Origin of the sequence: Azovibrio restrictus DSM 23866 (assembly GCF_000429665.1) — a bacterium.
Taxonomy (GTDB): Bacteria; Pseudomonadota; Gammaproteobacteria; order Burkholderiales; family Rhodocyclaceae; genus Azovibrio; species Azovibrio restrictus.
Genome location: NZ_AUCH01000018.1, coordinates 24,905 through 39,416, shown reverse-complemented (window position 1 = coordinate 39,416; position 14,512 = coordinate 24,905). Strand labels below are relative to the sequence as shown.

Here is a 14,512-nt window from a genome sequence, read left to right as displayed (position 1 = left end):
AATAAGCAGCCTGGCACAACGATTGCTGTTAGCTCCCCGATGACTTTCAAGGAGCCTCAATCGTGGACCTGCCCGTGATCAGCAATACGGCCCCCGCCTCCGGTGGCGGCTGCTCCTCCAGCGGCTGCGGCACTGCGCCCGACGCCCTTTCCCACCTGCCGGACCACATCCGCGCCAAGGTCCAGGACCATCCCTGCTACTCGGAAGAAGCGCACCACTACTTCGCCCGCATGCACGTGGCCGTGGCCCCGGCCTGCAACATCCAGTGCAACTACTGCAACCGCAAGTACGACTGCGCCAACGAATCCCGCCCCGGGGTGGTGTCCGAGCTCTTGAACCCGGACCAGGCCATCAAGAAAGTGCTGGCCGTAGCCGCCACCATTCCCCAGATGACGGTACTCGGCATCGCCGGACCCGGAGACCCGTTGGCCAACCCGGAGCGCACCTTCGAGACCTTCCGCCAGCTCTCCGAGAAGGCGCCGGACATCAAGCTGTGCGTCTCCACCAACGGGCTCAACCTGCCCAAGTACGTGGACGAGATCGCCAAGCACAACATCGACCACGTCACCATCACCATCAACTGCCTTGATCCCGAGGTCGGCGCCAAAATCTACCCGTGGATTTACTGGGAGAACAAGCGCATCCGCGGCGTCGAGGCGGCCAGGATCCTCATCGAGCAGCAGCAGAAGGGCCTGGAAATGCTCACCGCCCGGGGCATCCTGGTGAAGGTGAACTCGGTGATGATCCCCGGGGTGAACGACGAGCACCTGAAGGAAGTCTCCAAGGTGGTGAAGGCCAAGGGCGCCTTCCTGCACAACGTCATGCCCCTGATCGCCGAAGCCGAGCACGGCACCTACTACGGCATCATGGAGCAGCGCAGCCCCACGGCCGAGGAACTGCAGGCGATTCAGGACGAGTGCGCCGGCGACATGGCCATGATGCGCCACTGCCGCCAGTGCCGGGCCGACGCCGTGGGCCTCCTGGGCGAGGACCGGGGCGCCGAATTCGCCCTGGACAAGCTGGACGCCATGGAGATCGACTACGACTCCGCCATGGCCCGCAGAAAGGAAGTGCACGACGCCATCATCGACCAACTGGAAGCCAAGCGGGCCGGCCTGGGCGCTCCCCTGGCTGCCGAGCCCGCTGCCCCCCTGCCCGCCGACAGCCGCCCGGTGCTGATGGCCGTGGCCACCGCCGGCCAGGGGCTGATCAACCAGCACTTCGGCCATGCCAAGGAGTTCCTGGTGTACGAAGCCTCGCCGGCCGGGGTGCGCTTCATCAGCCACCGCAAGACCGAGCTCTACTGCATCGGCGGCGACACCTGCGGCGACGAGGGCCAGGACGGGCTCAGCGCCGACTCCATCCTGGACCGCACCATCGCCGCCCTGGCGGGTTGCGAGGTGGTGCTCTGCTCCAAGATCGGCTTCGAACCCTGGGGCCTGCTGGAACAGGCGGGCATCCAGCCCAACGGCGAGCACGCCATGGAGTCCATCGAGGCTGCCGTGATGGCCGTGTATCGGGAACTGGCCGAGGCCGGCAAGCTGGCCACCCCCGCCCCTGACCAGAAACGTGCCTGAAGGAGAAGACCATGGCGCTTTCCATCACTGAAGCCTGTGTGAACTGCTGGGCCTGCGTGGATGTGTGTCCCAACACCGCCATCTACGAAGCCGACCCGGTGTTCGCCATCGACAGCGACAAGTGCACCGAGTGCCTCGCGGAATTCCCCGAGGCCCAGTGCGCCGCCATCTGCCCCATCGAATGCGCCATCGTCGATGAACTGGGCACCCCCTTGAACCCCCTGGGCAGCCTGACCGGGATTCCCGTGGAGAAACTCCAGGAAATCCTCAAGGCCGCCGCCCAGGGCCAACCCGCCTGAATCCAGGAGCACCATGGCCCACATCACCTTTTACGAAAAACCCGGCTGCGGCGGCAACGCCAAACAGAAGGGACTGCTCCTTTCCGCCGGCCATACCCTGGACGTGAAGAACCTGCTCGCGGAGCCCTGGACCCGGGAAGGCCTGCTGGCCTTCCTGGAGCCCCTGCCCGTGCCCCACTGGTTCAACCGTTCTGCCCCCATGATCAAGGACGGCCGGATCGACCCGGACAGCATAGACGCGGAGAGCGCCATCGCCCTGATGCTGGAACACCCGATCCTGATCCGCCGCCCCCTGATGCAGGCCGCCGGCCTGCATCACGTGGGCTTCGTCCTGGAAGAGGTGGACGCCTGGGTGGGCCTGGCCGGCCAGAGCGCCAGCGAGGACGAGCTGGGCTGCCAGGGTAACCAGCACCAGTGCAGTGGTCACCACCATGACGACGAGGACCATGAGCACCAGCCCGGCACCTGCCGCTAGGATCCAGCCCGGCCGGGCGGTGGAAATCGCCGACGGGGTGCACTGGGTCGGGGTCCTGGACCCGGCCCTGCGCTCCTTCGACATCGTCCTGTCCACCGCCAACGGCACCACCTACAACAGCTACGTGGTGCGCGGCGAAAAAGGCGTGGCCGTGATCGACACGGTCAAGGAAGCCTTCGCGCCGGAATTCTTCAAGCGCCTGGAATCCGTCTGCAGCTACGACGAGATCACCACCATCGTCATCAACCACCTGGAGCCCGACCATTCCGGCGCCCTGCCCGAGTTGATGAAGCGCGCCCCCCAGGCCCACGTCTATCTTTCCAGCCGGGCGCCGATGATGTTCAAGGCCCTCTTGAAATCCACCGACGTCACCCCTTCCGCCTTCACCCTGGTGAAGACCGGCAGCAGCCTGGACCTGGGCGGCCGTACCCTGGCCTTCTACCAGACCCCCTTCCTGCACTGGCCCGACACCCAATGCACCTACGTGCCGGAACTGGCCCTGCTCTTTTCCGGCGACGTGTTCGGCTGCCACTTCTGCGACAACCGCCTGTTCAACGACAAGGTGGGGGACTTCCGCTTTTCCTTCGAGTACTACTACGCCCACATCATGCGGCCCTTCCGCCAGCATGTGCTGACCGGTCTGGAACTGCTCGAACCCCTGGAGCTGCAACTGATCGCCCCGGCCCATGGCCCGGTGCTGCGCCAGAACCCGCGCCACTACGTGCAGCGTTACCGGGAGCTGGCCGAAGGCCGCCTGGACGACCAGGTGGTGGGGGAAAAGACCCTGCTGATCTTCTACATCTCCGCCTACGGGGCCACCCGGCGCATGGCCGAAGCCATCGCCCAGGGGGCCGAGGAGGAAGAAGGCGTGCGTGTCTCCCTGTACGACCTGGAAGTGGGCGACGTGAGCCCCTTCATCGACCTGATCGAAACCGCCGACGGCATCGCCATCGGCAGCCCCACCATCAACGGCGACGCCACCAAACCCGTCTGGGACCTGCTCTCATCCCTGCACACCATTCACGTGCGCGGCAAGCTGGGCGCCGCCTTCGGCTCCTTCGGCTGGAGCGGCGAAGCCGTGGCCATGATGGAGGACCGCCTCAAGGGCCTGCGCCTGCACCTGCCCTTCGACGGCCTGCGCCTGAAACTCGTGCCCACCGAAGAAGAACTGGCCCAGTGCCAGGAACTGGGCCGTAAGCTGGCCCGCCACCTCACCACCCCGCCCGACGCGCTGTTCGCCGAGGCGGCCTGAACCCACCACCCAGGGAGACCCTCACATGCCCAAGGCAAAAGTCACATTTGAAGACATCGGCGTCACCATCACCGTACCCGCCGGCACCCGCCTGATCGAAGTCTCGGAGCGGGTCGGCGCCGCCATCACCTACGGCTGCCGGGAAGGCGAATGCGGCACCTGCCTGACCCAGGTGGTTTCCGGCGGCGAACATCTGGCCGACCCTTCGGTGCTGGAAGACCAGGTGCTGAAAGACATGTTCGCCCCCCGGGGCCACCGCCTGGCCTGCCAGGCCCAGGTGCTGGACGGGGACGTGGTGGTGAAGCCCGCCTGAATTCTCGCCACTCCCGGCCCCTTCCGGCCCCCGGACCCCAAGCCCGACAGAGAAAAAAACGGGGAACAAACCCCGATCTCACATCAGCAACTACGGAGAAGAAGTCATGCCAAACATCACTTTCAGCAGTCCCATGCACAAGGACAAGACCGTGTATGCCGTCGCCGGCAGCCATCGGGACACGGTCCTCAAGCTGGCCAAGGATAACCACATCCCCATCGATTTCGGCTGCGAAAACGGGGAATGCGGCACCTGCCTGGTCAAGACCCAGCGCATCGACAAGAAGCACGGCCCCATGGGTGCCCCCCTCACCGATGACGAGGTCAAGGTCCTGAAAGGCCTGGGCAAGATCACCCAGGCCCAGATCGACGCAATGCGCGTAGACGACCTGAACCACAGCGAATGGCGCCTGGCCTGCCAGATGGTGCTGCGCGACGAAGACCTGCTGATCGAATACCCGAGCAGGTAATCCTGCGGTGGAGGCCGGCCCGCCGGCCTTCCCGCCCCAACCGGCAGGAGTTCCCATGAACGCCTTTTCCATCGCCAACCAGCGCCGCCTGATCTGGGCCGAACTGCTCTCCCGTCCTGCCGCCGCCGCCGTGGCCGGCGACCCCAACCGCCCGGTGCTGGCCAGCCTGCTGGCCGGCCGCCTGTGCCAGGAAGGCGCCCTGCCCGCCAGCCTGGGCCTGCCCCCGGCGGAGCTGGACTGCCTCTGGAACGCCTACTTTCCCGGCCCCCGTCCGCCCCTGCCCGACCAGGCCGTGGAAGACATCCCCGAGCGCCAGGATCTGGTGGCCCTGCTCCTGGAACACCGGGCCGGCCGCTTTCCCTCCGACATCTGGCTGGCCTTCATCGTCGCCGTGGCCTGCGCCGGCCGCGACCACCTGTGGCAGGACCTGGGCCTGGCCGACCGGGGCGAACTCTCCCACCTGCTGTTCCATGCCTTCCCCGCCCTGGCCCGCCAGAACACCGGGGACATGAAGTGGAAGAAGTTCATCTACCGCCACTACTGCACCCGGGACGGCATCTATGTCTGCCCTGCCCCCTCCTGTGGCGAGTGCGCCGACCATGCCAAGTGCTTTGCCCCGGAAACCTGAGCCCGAACTCCTGGGCGAGCGGGCCCTGGGGGCCTACCTGGGCCTCGCCCTGGGGGACGCCCTGGGCGCCACCGTGGAATTCCTCACCCCCCGGGAAATCCGGCAGCAGTTCAGCCGCCAGGGGGGCCTGCACAAAGACATCACCGGGGGCGGCTGGCTGCACCTGAAGCCCGGCCAGGTCACCGACGACACCACCATGAGCCTGGCCCTGGGAGAAGCCATCCTGGCCAGCGCCGGCCAGGTGGAAGCCCTGGCCTCGGCCCAGGCCTTCGACGCCTGGATGCGCGCCAAACCCGTGGATATCGGCAACACGGTGCGCCGCAACCTGGTGCACTTTCGCCGCACCGGCATCCCCGAAGCCCCGGAAAGCGAACACGATGCGGGCAACGGCGCCATCATGCGCGCCCTGCCCGTGGCCCTGGCCACCCTGGGCCAGGAGGAGGCCCAGGTGGCTGCCGCCTTCCGGACCCAGGCCCACGTGACCCACAACAACCCCCTGTCCGACGCGGGCGGCATCTGCCTCACCCTGATGATCCAGGACGCCATCCTCGGCGCCCCCTGGACCGGGCTGAAAGCCCGGGCCCGGGCCCTGGTCACCCAGTTCCCCGAATACGCCTGGGAAAACACCAGGCCCCAGGAAAATCCCAGCGGCTACGTGGTGCACACCCTGCAGGCCGTGTTCCAGGCCTTCTTCGCCACCGACAGCTTCGAAAGCTGCCTCATCGACGTGGTCAACCGGGGCGGCGACGCGGACACCACCGGCGCCATCCTCGGCGCCCTGGCCGGCGCCTGGTACGGCCACGCCCACATCCCCCCCCGCTGGCTCAAGGCCCTGGACAAGACCGCCGCCACCCGCTGCCGGGACCAGGCCCTATCCCTGCTGGCCGGCTCCCCAGCCGGACGCTGAAGCCCGGCGGGAGGCAAGCCCCCAGCCCCTGCAATCGCCCCTCCAGCTATTCAAGTTGACGGCCGGACACTATGATTCTCGAATATTCCGCCACCGCCCCGAGAAGCCGCCAGGATGAGTTACGACCTTTCCATTTATCACCCGGACGTGAAACAGAAAGTTGATGCGGGATTCGAGCTTGATGCCTTTGCACATACTCCCCTTGCAAAAGCTGACGTGGACAGCTTTGTGGAGCGGCTGGAACTGTATGGCTACCAGCCCCTGGAGACAGTTCCAGCAGCGCGGGTATTTGCCAAAACCGAGGCAGAGAGCCTGATCCGGGTCTCCCTATTCGACACGGAAATCACATTTTCCGTGTCACCCCCGGAAGGCGAAGAAGACGTCCTCTTCGAGATGCTCCAGGATGCCACCGAACTGTCCGACTCGGACGGTCTGGTGCTGTTCAACTGGCAAACCGGAGAATGGACAGTCTGGTAAGGCGCTAACCTTCCACCGCGCCCTCCGATCCTCCAGTTCCTGCCACGCTCCCGCCCCTGGCCGCCCGTCCCTGCAGCCGGTATGCTCGGGGCGTCGCCTCCGGGGCTGTTTGCCATGGAATGTTCCCGCCTCTACCTGAACCGACTGCAGAACCAGGCCGCCGCCCGGGATACGGTGGTGGTCATCGACGTGCTCCGCTCCTTCACCACGGCGGCGGTGGCCCTGGCCCGGGGCGCCCGGGCCATCTATCCGGTGGAGGGAGCGGCGGCGGCCCAGCTGCTGGCGACGGAACTGCCGCAGCCCTTGCGGGTGGGCGCCGTGGGCGGCGGCGCCCCCATGCCCGGTTTCGACCGGGGCAGTTCCCCCGCCGCCCTGCTGCAGGAGGAACTGGCGGGCCGCGAAGTGGTGCTGAGCACGGCCGCCGGGGTGCGGGGACTGCAGCGTTTTCGCCAGGCCCGCCGGCTCTATGCGGCCAGCCTGGTGTGCGCCCGGGCCACGGCGGCGGCGATCCGGGCCGACGGCACCCGGGCCGTGTGTTTCGTGATCACCGGGGAATGGGTGGACCGGGACGGGGACGAGGACCTGGCCTGCGCCGACTACCTGGAGGCCCTGCTCCGGGACCCGGCCACGGACCCGGCTCCCTACATCGCCCGGGTAAGGGCCTCGGACTTTGGCCGCCGCTTCAGCGCCGGCAGCTGGGAACACCTGCCCCCGGCGGACCTGGAGCTGGCCACCCGGGCCGACTGTTACGACTTCCCCATGCCCGTCACCCGAAGCGGTGACCGGCTGGTGATCCGGGCGCCGGGCTGAGCCGGCTTCCCTCGCTTCAGTGGGCCCGGGCGGCCTGGAAGATCTTTTCCGGGTCCAGAACCTGGACCACCTTGCCCTGTTCGTGCAGGTGGATGACGCTGGCAATGTAGCCGGTGTCCTGGCGGATCATCTCGGGGACCTCTTCCACGTCGGCCAGGTCGAATTCCGGCACCTGGTGCAGGTCGCTCACCAGCAGGCCGATGGGGCCGCCGGCCGTGCGCATGATGACGATGTGGTTGCGCGATTCGGCGGCGGGCAGATCGAGGAGGAAGTGCATGTCCAGCACCGGCACGATGCTGTTGCTCTCCTCGCCTCCCAGGGGCAGGGTGAGGATGCCGGCCAGGTAGCGGCGGGCGCCGCCCATGGGGGAGATGGCGTCTGCGTCCACCGAGTCAATCACCGCCGCCGCCGGCAGGGCGTAGAGGCGCCGGCCGATGTAGAAGGTGGCGAAATCCGCCGTCTCCCGCCCCTTGGGCAGGGGGAAGGCCAGGCTTTCCGGGGCCTTCCCCGGGGCGGCCGCCTCCTGCTTGCGGCCGATGGGCACGAACACCGCGGCCAGGATGTCGTTCTGGTAGTCGCCGCTGCGCTTGTATTCCCGGTAGCCCGAGGACATGCGGGCACCGACGATGTAGAGCTGCCCCTCCAGCTCCATCACCGAGGAGCGGCCAGCGCCGTTTTCCAGGCCCAGGTAGCCTTCGTCCAGGGCAAAACGGCGGCCCACGGGCTGGGTCTCGGTGGTGGTGGAGATGATGATGCCGTTACGGTCCAGGAACAGGGCGAAGGCCCCTTCCTTGCCGGGCAGGGCGGCCTTGAGCATGTTGCGGAATTCGGGCCCGGCGTCGAAGACGATGCCGATGCCCCCCACCACCTGGGCCGGATCTTCCACGTGCCGGATGGCGGCGTTGTAGATGTAGGTGGGAAAGCCGCCGTACAGCCAGCTTTTCTCGAAGGCGGAGACGCAGTACTGCTGGGAGGACTGGAGCCGGCAGACCCGGGCCACGTAGTCGGCCTCCACCCTTTTCCCCACCACGGCCAGGCCGTCCTGGTGCAAGTCCGAGGCGGCCACCACGTTGCCGGCCAGGTCATAGACGAACAGCCGGGTATAGACCGTGTACAGCCCGTTGATGTAGGCCAGGATGGCGTTGATCTTGTCTACGGCTTCCGGGGTGAAGTCCGCCTCGCTCATGAGGCGGCGGATGTCCGGCGTCAGGGCCCACCAGCGGCAGTCGTTGGCGCGCTCGTAGAGGTTACGGTCCATGATGTCTATCATCAGGCCGGCGATGAACTGGGCGTCGGCCAGGAGCGACGAGATCACCGTGCCGTACAGGTCGCGGATGGAGTCGGCAAAGAGCTTGCTGGTACGGTCCCCGGTTTCGGAAATCTGCTGCAGGATCACCTTCAGGCGGGACAGGTCGCCGCTGCCGCTGGAGGCCCCGGCCGCCATCACCTGACCGCTCCACACCACCCGGCGCAGGGCCAGGTTGATGGTGTCCGCGTCCCGGGCGATCTCGGCCAGGGCCGGGCAGAACTGTTCGGCATTGCTGAGAATGGCCGCCAGGGTGTCCTTGCCGATGATGTCCAGGGCCTTGCCCTGGATGTCCTTGAAGGCCGAGCTCAGGGGCACCATCACGTGACCACGCCAGCCCATGCCCAGGTAGCCCTGGTAGCCGGCCGTGGCGCATGTCTTGGCCAGGTATTCCCGGCCACCGAAGGCGACGATGCCGTAATCCCCCTCCACCATCTCCAGGCTGCAGCCCAGGGGGATGTGATGGATGTCGCTGGAGGCGATCACCCGCCCGGCCTCATCCAGCAAGAGCAGCACGGAACGGTCGTCCCCCGTGCCCAGGCGCTGGAAGATGCCGGCCATCTCATCGGCGAACTTGAAGGACAGGCAGAGCACGCCGATGGGCTCGCCGCTCTCCGGGTGCTCGATGCGCTGGGAGTAGATCAGGGCCTGGTCCTGGCCCGGGCGCAGGTCCGTGGCCCGGAAGGTCTCCACGTAGCCGCCGGAAGCCAGGGTCTCGGCCAGCAGGGGATCGGCGGAGGCGGTCAGGGGATGTTCGGTGTTCAGGTGAGTCAGCACCCGCCCCTTGGTATTGAGGATGATGATCTCGTCGTAGACCGTGTATTTGTCCCGGTACTCGGCCAGACGGGCCCGCAGGCATTCGCTGTTGGGGGCCCCGGCCTCCTGCAGGATGAACTGGCGGATGTTGTCGTCGGTGGCCAGGAAGCCCACGTCAGCGGTGCGCTCGAACAGGTTGCGGATGACGATGTCCACCACCACCTGGGCCTTGGAGCGCACTTCCAGCACCACCTTCCGGATGGTCTCCAGAATCAGGTTATCCATCAACTGGGCTTCCAGCTTGGCGAATCCGGCCCGGGTGCGGGCCATGGTGGGCAGGATGTTCTTGGCCTCCGCCGGACAGATCATCTTGGCGATGGTCTCGATCATGCGCCAGTTGAAATCCAGCTCGGTGAGCTCCCGCTCGCAACGGGCCACATTGCCCATGTAGGGGATGAAATCCTGCTTCAGGTGCTGCAGTTGATCCCTGGCCTTGCCTTCCATGTCTACCTCCCTTGGTGATGTAAAGAAGCGACCGCCGGCTTCTGGGGCAGGCTGGTCGCTTGATCGAACGTTAAAACCTTAGTTGAACCACAGAGACACAGAGACACGGAGGAAAAGCAGCCTGGATTCCCCTACCCAACCTCTGGGTGAGCGATGCAAACCATGCAAGCATTTTTTAAGACTTTCTCTGTGCTTCTGTGCCTCCATGGTGAAAAATTTTGTTTTAAATTAACAAGTTGGACCAGGCGATCCAGCTTGACCGAACGCTAAAACCTCAGTTGAACCACAGAGACACGGAGACACTGAGGAAAAGCAGCCTGGATTCCCCTACCCAGCCTCTGGGTGAGCGATGCAAACCATGCAAACATCTGTTTTATGACTTTCTCTGCGTCTCTGTGCCTCTGTGGCAAAGGTTTCTGTTCAACATTACCAAGCTGAATCAGGCAGCTAGCTTGATTCAACGTCAAAACCTCAGTTGAACCACAGAGACACAGAGACACGGAGGAAAAGCAGCCTGGATTCCCTACCCAACCTCTGGGAGAGCGATGCAAACCATGCAAGCATCTGTTTCAAGACTTTCTCTGCGTCCCTGTGCCTCTGTGGCAAAGGTTCAAGTTTTAAATCAACAAGTTGGATCAGGCGGTTACCGGGACTTCGCCCACCAGCTCGCTCCAGTCCGCTTCGACCACTTCCAGGCCCAGCTTCTTGCAGAAGCGGCGTTCCTTGTCATTGGGTTCGGGGAGCATCACCCAGCCGGCGGGGCTGCCAGCGCTGTAGATGATGTCGGCCATGACCATGCGTTCCGTGTCCCGGTTGAGGCGCAGGCCCATCAGCAGGTATTGCTTGCCCACCCGGCGCTCCTTGAGGAAGCCGGGGATGGAAAAGCCGCCCATCAGCTCGGTGATGTAATCCACGTAGTCCGCGTCGGAGGCGATGTAACTGGGCTTGGGCACGGGCGAGCCCATGGGCTTGAAGAGGATGGGCAGGGCCGGATTGACCGCTTCCGGGGCGATCTCCCGGTACCCCTCCGCCCCGTACTCGTAGAGCTTGAAGCGGTAGTCGGTGCCCCCCATGCGGGCGATGCCCATGATCAACAGGTGGGGCACCCCGGCGTAGGAATCCTGCAGCTGGGTATCCCGGTTGATGTCTACCACGTAGGGGGGACGGATTTCCTTGAGCCAGTCATGCAGGCGGGCCCGGGTCCAGGCGGTCTGCCCGTAGGTGCGGGTGAGGAATTTCTCCACGGCGCTGCGACCCCGCTTCAGTTCCACGTTCATGGCGGCCCGGGGGAACTCGTACATGAGCTTCGGGGACATGGGCTTGCCGCCGTTCAGGGCGATGATCAGGGAATCGCTGTCGGCGGGGATGGGCTGCCCGCCTTCCACGGCCACCACGTCCCGCAGGACGCCGCAGCCCAGGTAGGGCACGATGGAGCCGTCGTGAAGACCGGCAAGGAGTTTCTGGCGCAGTTCTGGTGTCATGTTGTGTGGCCTCTGTGGGGGAACACAGCACGACAGCAAATTTCACGCCGAGCCCGGAAAACCAGCAGGGACGCGCCCCCGGGCCAGGATGGCGGGGGCTTTGTCGGGTTCCCGACAAGCGCCGCCAGGCCCCGGAGAACTCAGGAAAGCCGTTGCAGCAGGGCGGGCACCTGGGCCGCCGGAACCGGCGGGCTGCACAGGAAACCCTGGTATTCATGGCACTGGTGCGCCAGCAGGAAGCCCAGCTGGGCTTCGCTTTCCACCCCTTCGGCAATGACCGTGCGCTGCAGCTCCCGGGCCATGCCCAGGACCATGCGCACGATGGCGGCGTCGTCGGGGTCGTGGCAGAGGTCGCGGATGAAGGACCGGTCGATCTTGATCTTGTCGATGGGGAAGCGCTTCAGGTAGGCCAGGCTGGAATACCCGGTGCCGAAATCGTCGATGGACAGGCGCACCCCCAGGGCCTTGAGCCGGACCAGGGTGGCGGCCGCCTGCTCCGGCTCCTGCATCAGCACGCTCTCGGTGATTTCCAGCTCCAGCCAGCGGGCCTCCAGGCCCGATCTTTCCAGGGCCCGGGCGACGCTGTCCACCAGGATGTCGCCCTGGAACTGCACGGCGGAGATGTTCACCGCCACCACCATGGGAGGCAGCCCCTGGTCCTGCCAGGCCCGGTTCTGGCGGCAGGACTCCTCCAGCACCCAGTCGCCGATGGGCAGGATCAGGCGGGTTTCCTCGGCCAGGGGAATGAAAGCCAGGGGCGAGATCAGCCCCAGCTCCGGGTGGGCCCAGCGCAGCAGGCTTTCAAAGCCGACAATGTGCCCGTTGCGGATTTCCACCTGGGGCTGGTAATGGAGCCGCAGCTCCCGGCGCTCCAGGGCGCCGCGCAGGTCGCTTTCCAGGCGCAGGCGCTCGGTGAGCCGCTGGTTCATGTCTTCGGAGAAGCAGCGGTAGCTGTTCTGCCCCGCATTCTTGGCGTCGTGCATGGCCGCATCGGCATTGCGCAGCAGCAGGGCCGCCTCCTTGCCGTCCCGGGGCACCAGGCAGATGCCGACGCAGGCGGTGCACACCACGTGATGCCCCTCGATCAGGATGGGCCGGGCCACGGCCTCCAGGAGCTTGCGGGTGACGCTTTCCACCCCGTGCAGGTCCACCCCGGAAAATCCGAACAGGATGCCGAACTGGTCGTCCCCCAGGCGGCCGATCACGTCCCGCTCCCGGAGCAGGCGCCGCAGGCGCCCGCCCATGCGGCGCAGGAGCTTGTCCCCGGCCGCGTGGCCATAGGCGTCATTGACCCGGCTCAGCTGATCCAGATCCAGGACCAGCAGGGCCCCGGCGCCCCCGGCCGCGAGCCAGTCCTCCAGATAGCGGGTGAAGCTGCTGCGGTTGGGCAGGTCCGTGAGGGGATCCATGTTGGTCAGGGTGTCGATGCGGGCCTCGGCGGCCTTGCGCTCGGACAGGTCGCGCATGAACACGGTCCAGTTCACCACCTGGTCCCCATTGACGATGGGCGTGGCCCGGCATTCCAGGGGCCGCTCCAGGCCGTTCTTGCAGCGCACCCAGGCCTCCCCGGACCAGCTGCCCTGCTCGGCCAGCCGCTCCCGGATCATGTCGAAGAAAGCGCCGTCGTGCCGGGGGGCGGCGAACTCCCGGGGGATGTGCCCCAGGACATCCTCCAGCTGGTAGCCGGTGAACTCGGTGAACGCCCGGTTGATCGCCACCGCCTCCATCCGCCCGTCCAGGATCAACAGGGCCTCGGTGCTATGGTCAAAGACCTGGGTGATCAGCCGCTGCCGGGCTTCCGCCTCGAAACGCTCGGACATGTCCCAGGCCACCCCGGCCAGGCCCCGGGGCTGCCCCTGTTCGTCGCACACCGGCACCCGGAGGAACTCGAAGGGGCGCCGCCCCAGGTCCCGGCCCAGGTCCAGCCACACCTCCTGACGCACCGGACCGCCCCGGGCATACACCTCCTGCTGCCCTTGCCGCAGCCGCTCTGCCTCATCGGGGGGAAACAGCTCGTCCACCGTATGCCCCACCACCTCTTCCATGGACTGTCCCTTGTAGCGGCAGAAGGCCTCATTCACTGCCAGGTAGCGACCATCCGTATCCAGCAGCCAGGCCGGGTCGGGGATGGAATCCAGCAGGGCCCGCCCCTCGCGGCTCTTGGCCTTGACCGCCTGGGTCATCTGCTCGGCCAGGGACAGGGCGTGGCGGTAGCGCAGGGTCCATACCCGCACCAGCAGCACCATGGCCAGGGTGGTGACGGCGCCGAGGAAGGCATAGACCTTGACCCGCTGGCGCCACTCCGCCAGGACCTGGACATCGGCCTGACCGACACTGACCACGAAGGGCACCCCCTGCAGCTGGCGGAAGTAGAACAGGCGCTCCACCCCGTCCAGGGCTCCGGCCCGACGGAAGCTGCCCTCGGTCCGGCCTGCTGCCAGGGCATCGAGGATGGGACTGTCGCCCAGGCGCTGTCCCAACTTCCGGGGCAGCTGGGGCCAGCGGGCCACCAGTTCCATGTCGCTGCCCCACAGGGCGATGACGCTGCCCTCCCCCAGGTGCAGGGTCGCGAAGAACTGTTCGAAGAAGTTGCTGCGCACCGCCGCCAGGACGATGCCGAGAAAGCGGCCCTGGCTGTCTTCCAGGCGCCGGGCATAGACGATCACCCAGTCCCCGGTGACCCGGGATTCCATCGGTTCGGAAACCACCAGGCCCACCCCGGGCTGGTCGCGCAGGGTGCGGAAATAGGAGCGGTCGGCGATGTTGACGTTGGCCAGCCGGCCGGTGGCATCGAACAGGTAGTTGCCCTGGGCATCGGCCACCCGGAAGCTGTGGGCCTCGGGAAACAGGGCCAGGGACTGGCTCAGGTTGGCCTGGATGGCGGCATCACCGGACCCGGCGGCGATGTCCTGCTGAAAGCGGGAAGCGAACTCCGAAAGACGCAGGTCCATCTTCTGGGACAGGGCCTCCAGGTGCCCTTCCAGAACCCGGGTCAGGGTGCCGGCGACCCGCTCGGCCACGAAGAGGTCGCGGCTGTGGGTCTGCTGCAGGTCCATGGCGATCCAGGCGCCCATGAGCAGCCAGAGCAGGACCACCAGGGCCACTCCGAAACGCAGACGTTCCTTGGCTGACACACTTCCCTCCCTTCTCGCCCGCCGGAAACCGCTGCTCCCGCGGCCCTGGGCACTCACGACAAGGCGCCGAGTGTAACAGATGTAACATTACTTTTTATGCCATACGACATAAGCAGGGCGACGG

General features: G+C 66.2%; 13 protein-coding genes. 10 read left to right on the top strand and 3 right to left on the bottom strand.

Going from position 1 to position 14,512, the window contains the following annotated elements; all coding sequences use genetic code 11:
- The first annotated feature begins 62 nt into the window (after window positions 1-62).
- The 10 genes from nifB (at window position 63) to G474_RS0114850 (ending at window position 7,207) form a co-directional block, all read left to right on the top strand.
- Window positions 63-1,577: a nitrogenase cofactor biosynthesis protein NifB gene (gene nifB / locus G474_RS0114895; RefSeq protein ID WP_026687672.1), complete on the top strand. Its 1,515-nt coding sequence runs from the start codon at window positions 63-65 to the stop codon at window positions 1,575-1,577.
- 11 nt (window positions 1,578-1,588) lie between these two features.
- On the top strand, window positions 1,589-1,876 hold the full coding sequence (locus G474_RS0114890) for a 4Fe-4S dicluster domain-containing protein (protein WP_026687671.1): 288 nt from the start codon (window positions 1,589-1,591) through the stop codon (window positions 1,874-1,876).
- 13 nt (window positions 1,877-1,889) lie between these two features.
- The gene (locus tag G474_RS0114885) at window positions 1,890-2,351 is read left to right on the top strand and encodes an ArsC/Spx/MgsR family protein (protein ID WP_026687670.1); all 462 of its coding nucleotides are present in this window, start codon (window positions 1,890-1,892) and stop codon (window positions 2,349-2,351) included.
- The gene (locus G474_RS0114880) at window positions 2,323-3,603 is read left to right on the top strand and encodes an FprA family A-type flavoprotein (RefSeq protein ID WP_051282337.1); all 1,281 of its coding nucleotides are present in this window, start codon (window positions 2,323-2,325) and stop codon (window positions 3,601-3,603) included. Before G474_RS0114885 ends, G474_RS0114880 begins: the two co-directional genes overlap by 29 nt.
- Before the next feature lie 25 nt (window positions 3,604-3,628).
- Entirely contained in the window at window positions 3,629-3,916 is a 288-nt protein-coding gene (locus G474_RS0114875; RefSeq protein ID WP_026687668.1) for a 2Fe-2S iron-sulfur cluster-binding protein, read from the top strand.
- 106 nt (window positions 3,917-4,022) lie between these two features.
- Complete coding sequence (locus G474_RS0114870) at window positions 4,023-4,385, top strand: 2Fe-2S iron-sulfur cluster-binding protein (RefSeq protein WP_026687667.1); 363 nt, start codon at window positions 4,023-4,025, stop codon at window positions 4,383-4,385.
- Window positions 4,386-4,440: 55 nt separating this feature from the next.
- The gene (locus tag G474_RS0114865) at window positions 4,441-5,013 is read left to right on the top strand and encodes a nitrogen fixation protein NifQ (protein WP_043464665.1); all 573 of its coding nucleotides are present in this window, start codon (window positions 4,441-4,443) and stop codon (window positions 5,011-5,013) included.
- Window positions 4,985-5,920, top strand: coding sequence for an ADP-ribosyl-[dinitrogen reductase] hydrolase (draG, locus tag G474_RS0114860; RefSeq protein ID WP_026687665.1), 936 nt, complete (start codon window positions 4,985-4,987; stop codon window positions 5,918-5,920). The genes G474_RS0114865 and draG overlap by 29 nt, the downstream gene beginning before the upstream one ends.
- A 114-nt stretch (window positions 5,921-6,034) precedes the next feature.
- On the top strand, window positions 6,035-6,397 hold the full coding sequence (locus tag G474_RS0114855; RefSeq protein WP_026687664.1) for a hypothetical protein: 363 nt from the start codon (window positions 6,035-6,037) through the stop codon (window positions 6,395-6,397).
- Window positions 6,398-6,511: 114 nt separating this feature from the next.
- A complete protein-coding gene (locus G474_RS0114850; protein WP_026687663.1) occupies window positions 6,512-7,207 on the top strand; it encodes a 2-phosphosulfolactate phosphatase in 696 nt (231 codons plus the stop codon).
- Window positions 7,208-7,223: 16 nt separating this feature from the next.
- Here G474_RS0114850 and G474_RS21040 read toward each other — a convergent pair whose 3' ends face one another.
- The 3 genes from G474_RS21040 to G474_RS0114835 form a co-directional block, all read right to left on the bottom strand.
- Entirely contained in the window at window positions 7,224-9,773 is a 2,550-nt protein-coding gene (locus tag G474_RS21040; RefSeq protein ID WP_051282336.1) for a chemotaxis protein CheW, read from the bottom strand.
- A gap of 635 nt (window positions 9,774-10,408) precedes the next feature.
- Window positions 10,409-11,254: an SIR2 family protein gene (locus tag G474_RS21035; RefSeq protein ID WP_043464662.1), complete on the bottom strand. Its 846-nt coding sequence runs from the start codon at window positions 11,252-11,254 to the stop codon at window positions 10,409-10,411.
- Between the two features lie 140 nt (window positions 11,255-11,394).
- A complete protein-coding gene (locus G474_RS0114835; RefSeq protein ID WP_026687662.1) occupies window positions 11,395-14,388 on the bottom strand; it encodes a bifunctional diguanylate cyclase/phosphodiesterase in 2,994 nt (997 codons plus the stop codon).
- Window positions 14,389-14,512 lie beyond the last annotated feature (124 nt).

Bases quoted from the DNA above. Each gene is read 5' to 3' on its own strand.
- G474_RS0114885 (WP_026687670.1), top strand. From the start codon at position 1,890: ATGGCCCACATCACCTTTTACGAAAAACCCGGCTGCGGCGGCAACGCC.
- G474_RS0114870 (WP_026687667.1), top strand. From the start codon at position 4,023: ATGCCAAACATCACTTTCAGCAGTCCCATGCACAAGGACAAGACCGTG.
- G474_RS0114855 (WP_026687664.1), top strand. From the start codon at position 6,035: ATGAGTTACGACCTTTCCATTTATCACCCGGACGTGAAACAGAAAGTT.
- G474_RS0114850 (WP_026687663.1), top strand. From the start codon at position 6,512: ATGGAATGTTCCCGCCTCTACCTGAACCGACTGCAGAACCAGGCCGCC.
- G474_RS0114880 (WP_051282337.1), top strand. From the start codon at position 2,323: ATGAGCACCAGCCCGGCACCTGCCGCTAGGATCCAGCCCGGCCGGGCG.
- G474_RS21040 (WP_051282336.1), bottom strand. From the start codon at position 9,773: ATGGAAGGCAAGGCCAGGGATCAACTGCAGCACCTGAAGCAGGATTTC.
- G474_RS0114890 (WP_026687671.1), top strand. From the start codon at position 1,589: ATGGCGCTTTCCATCACTGAAGCCTGTGTGAACTGCTGGGCCTGCGTG.
- draG (WP_026687665.1), top strand. From the start codon at position 4,985: ATGCCAAGTGCTTTGCCCCGGAAACCTGAGCCCGAACTCCTGGGCGAG.
- G474_RS0114865 (WP_043464665.1), top strand. From the start codon at position 4,441: ATGAACGCCTTTTCCATCGCCAACCAGCGCCGCCTGATCTGGGCCGAA.
- G474_RS0114875 (WP_026687668.1), top strand. From the start codon at position 3,629: ATGCCCAAGGCAAAAGTCACATTTGAAGACATCGGCGTCACCATCACC.
- G474_RS21035 (WP_043464662.1), bottom strand. From the start codon at position 11,254: ATGACACCAGAACTGCGCCAGAAACTCCTTGCCGGTCTTCACGACGGC.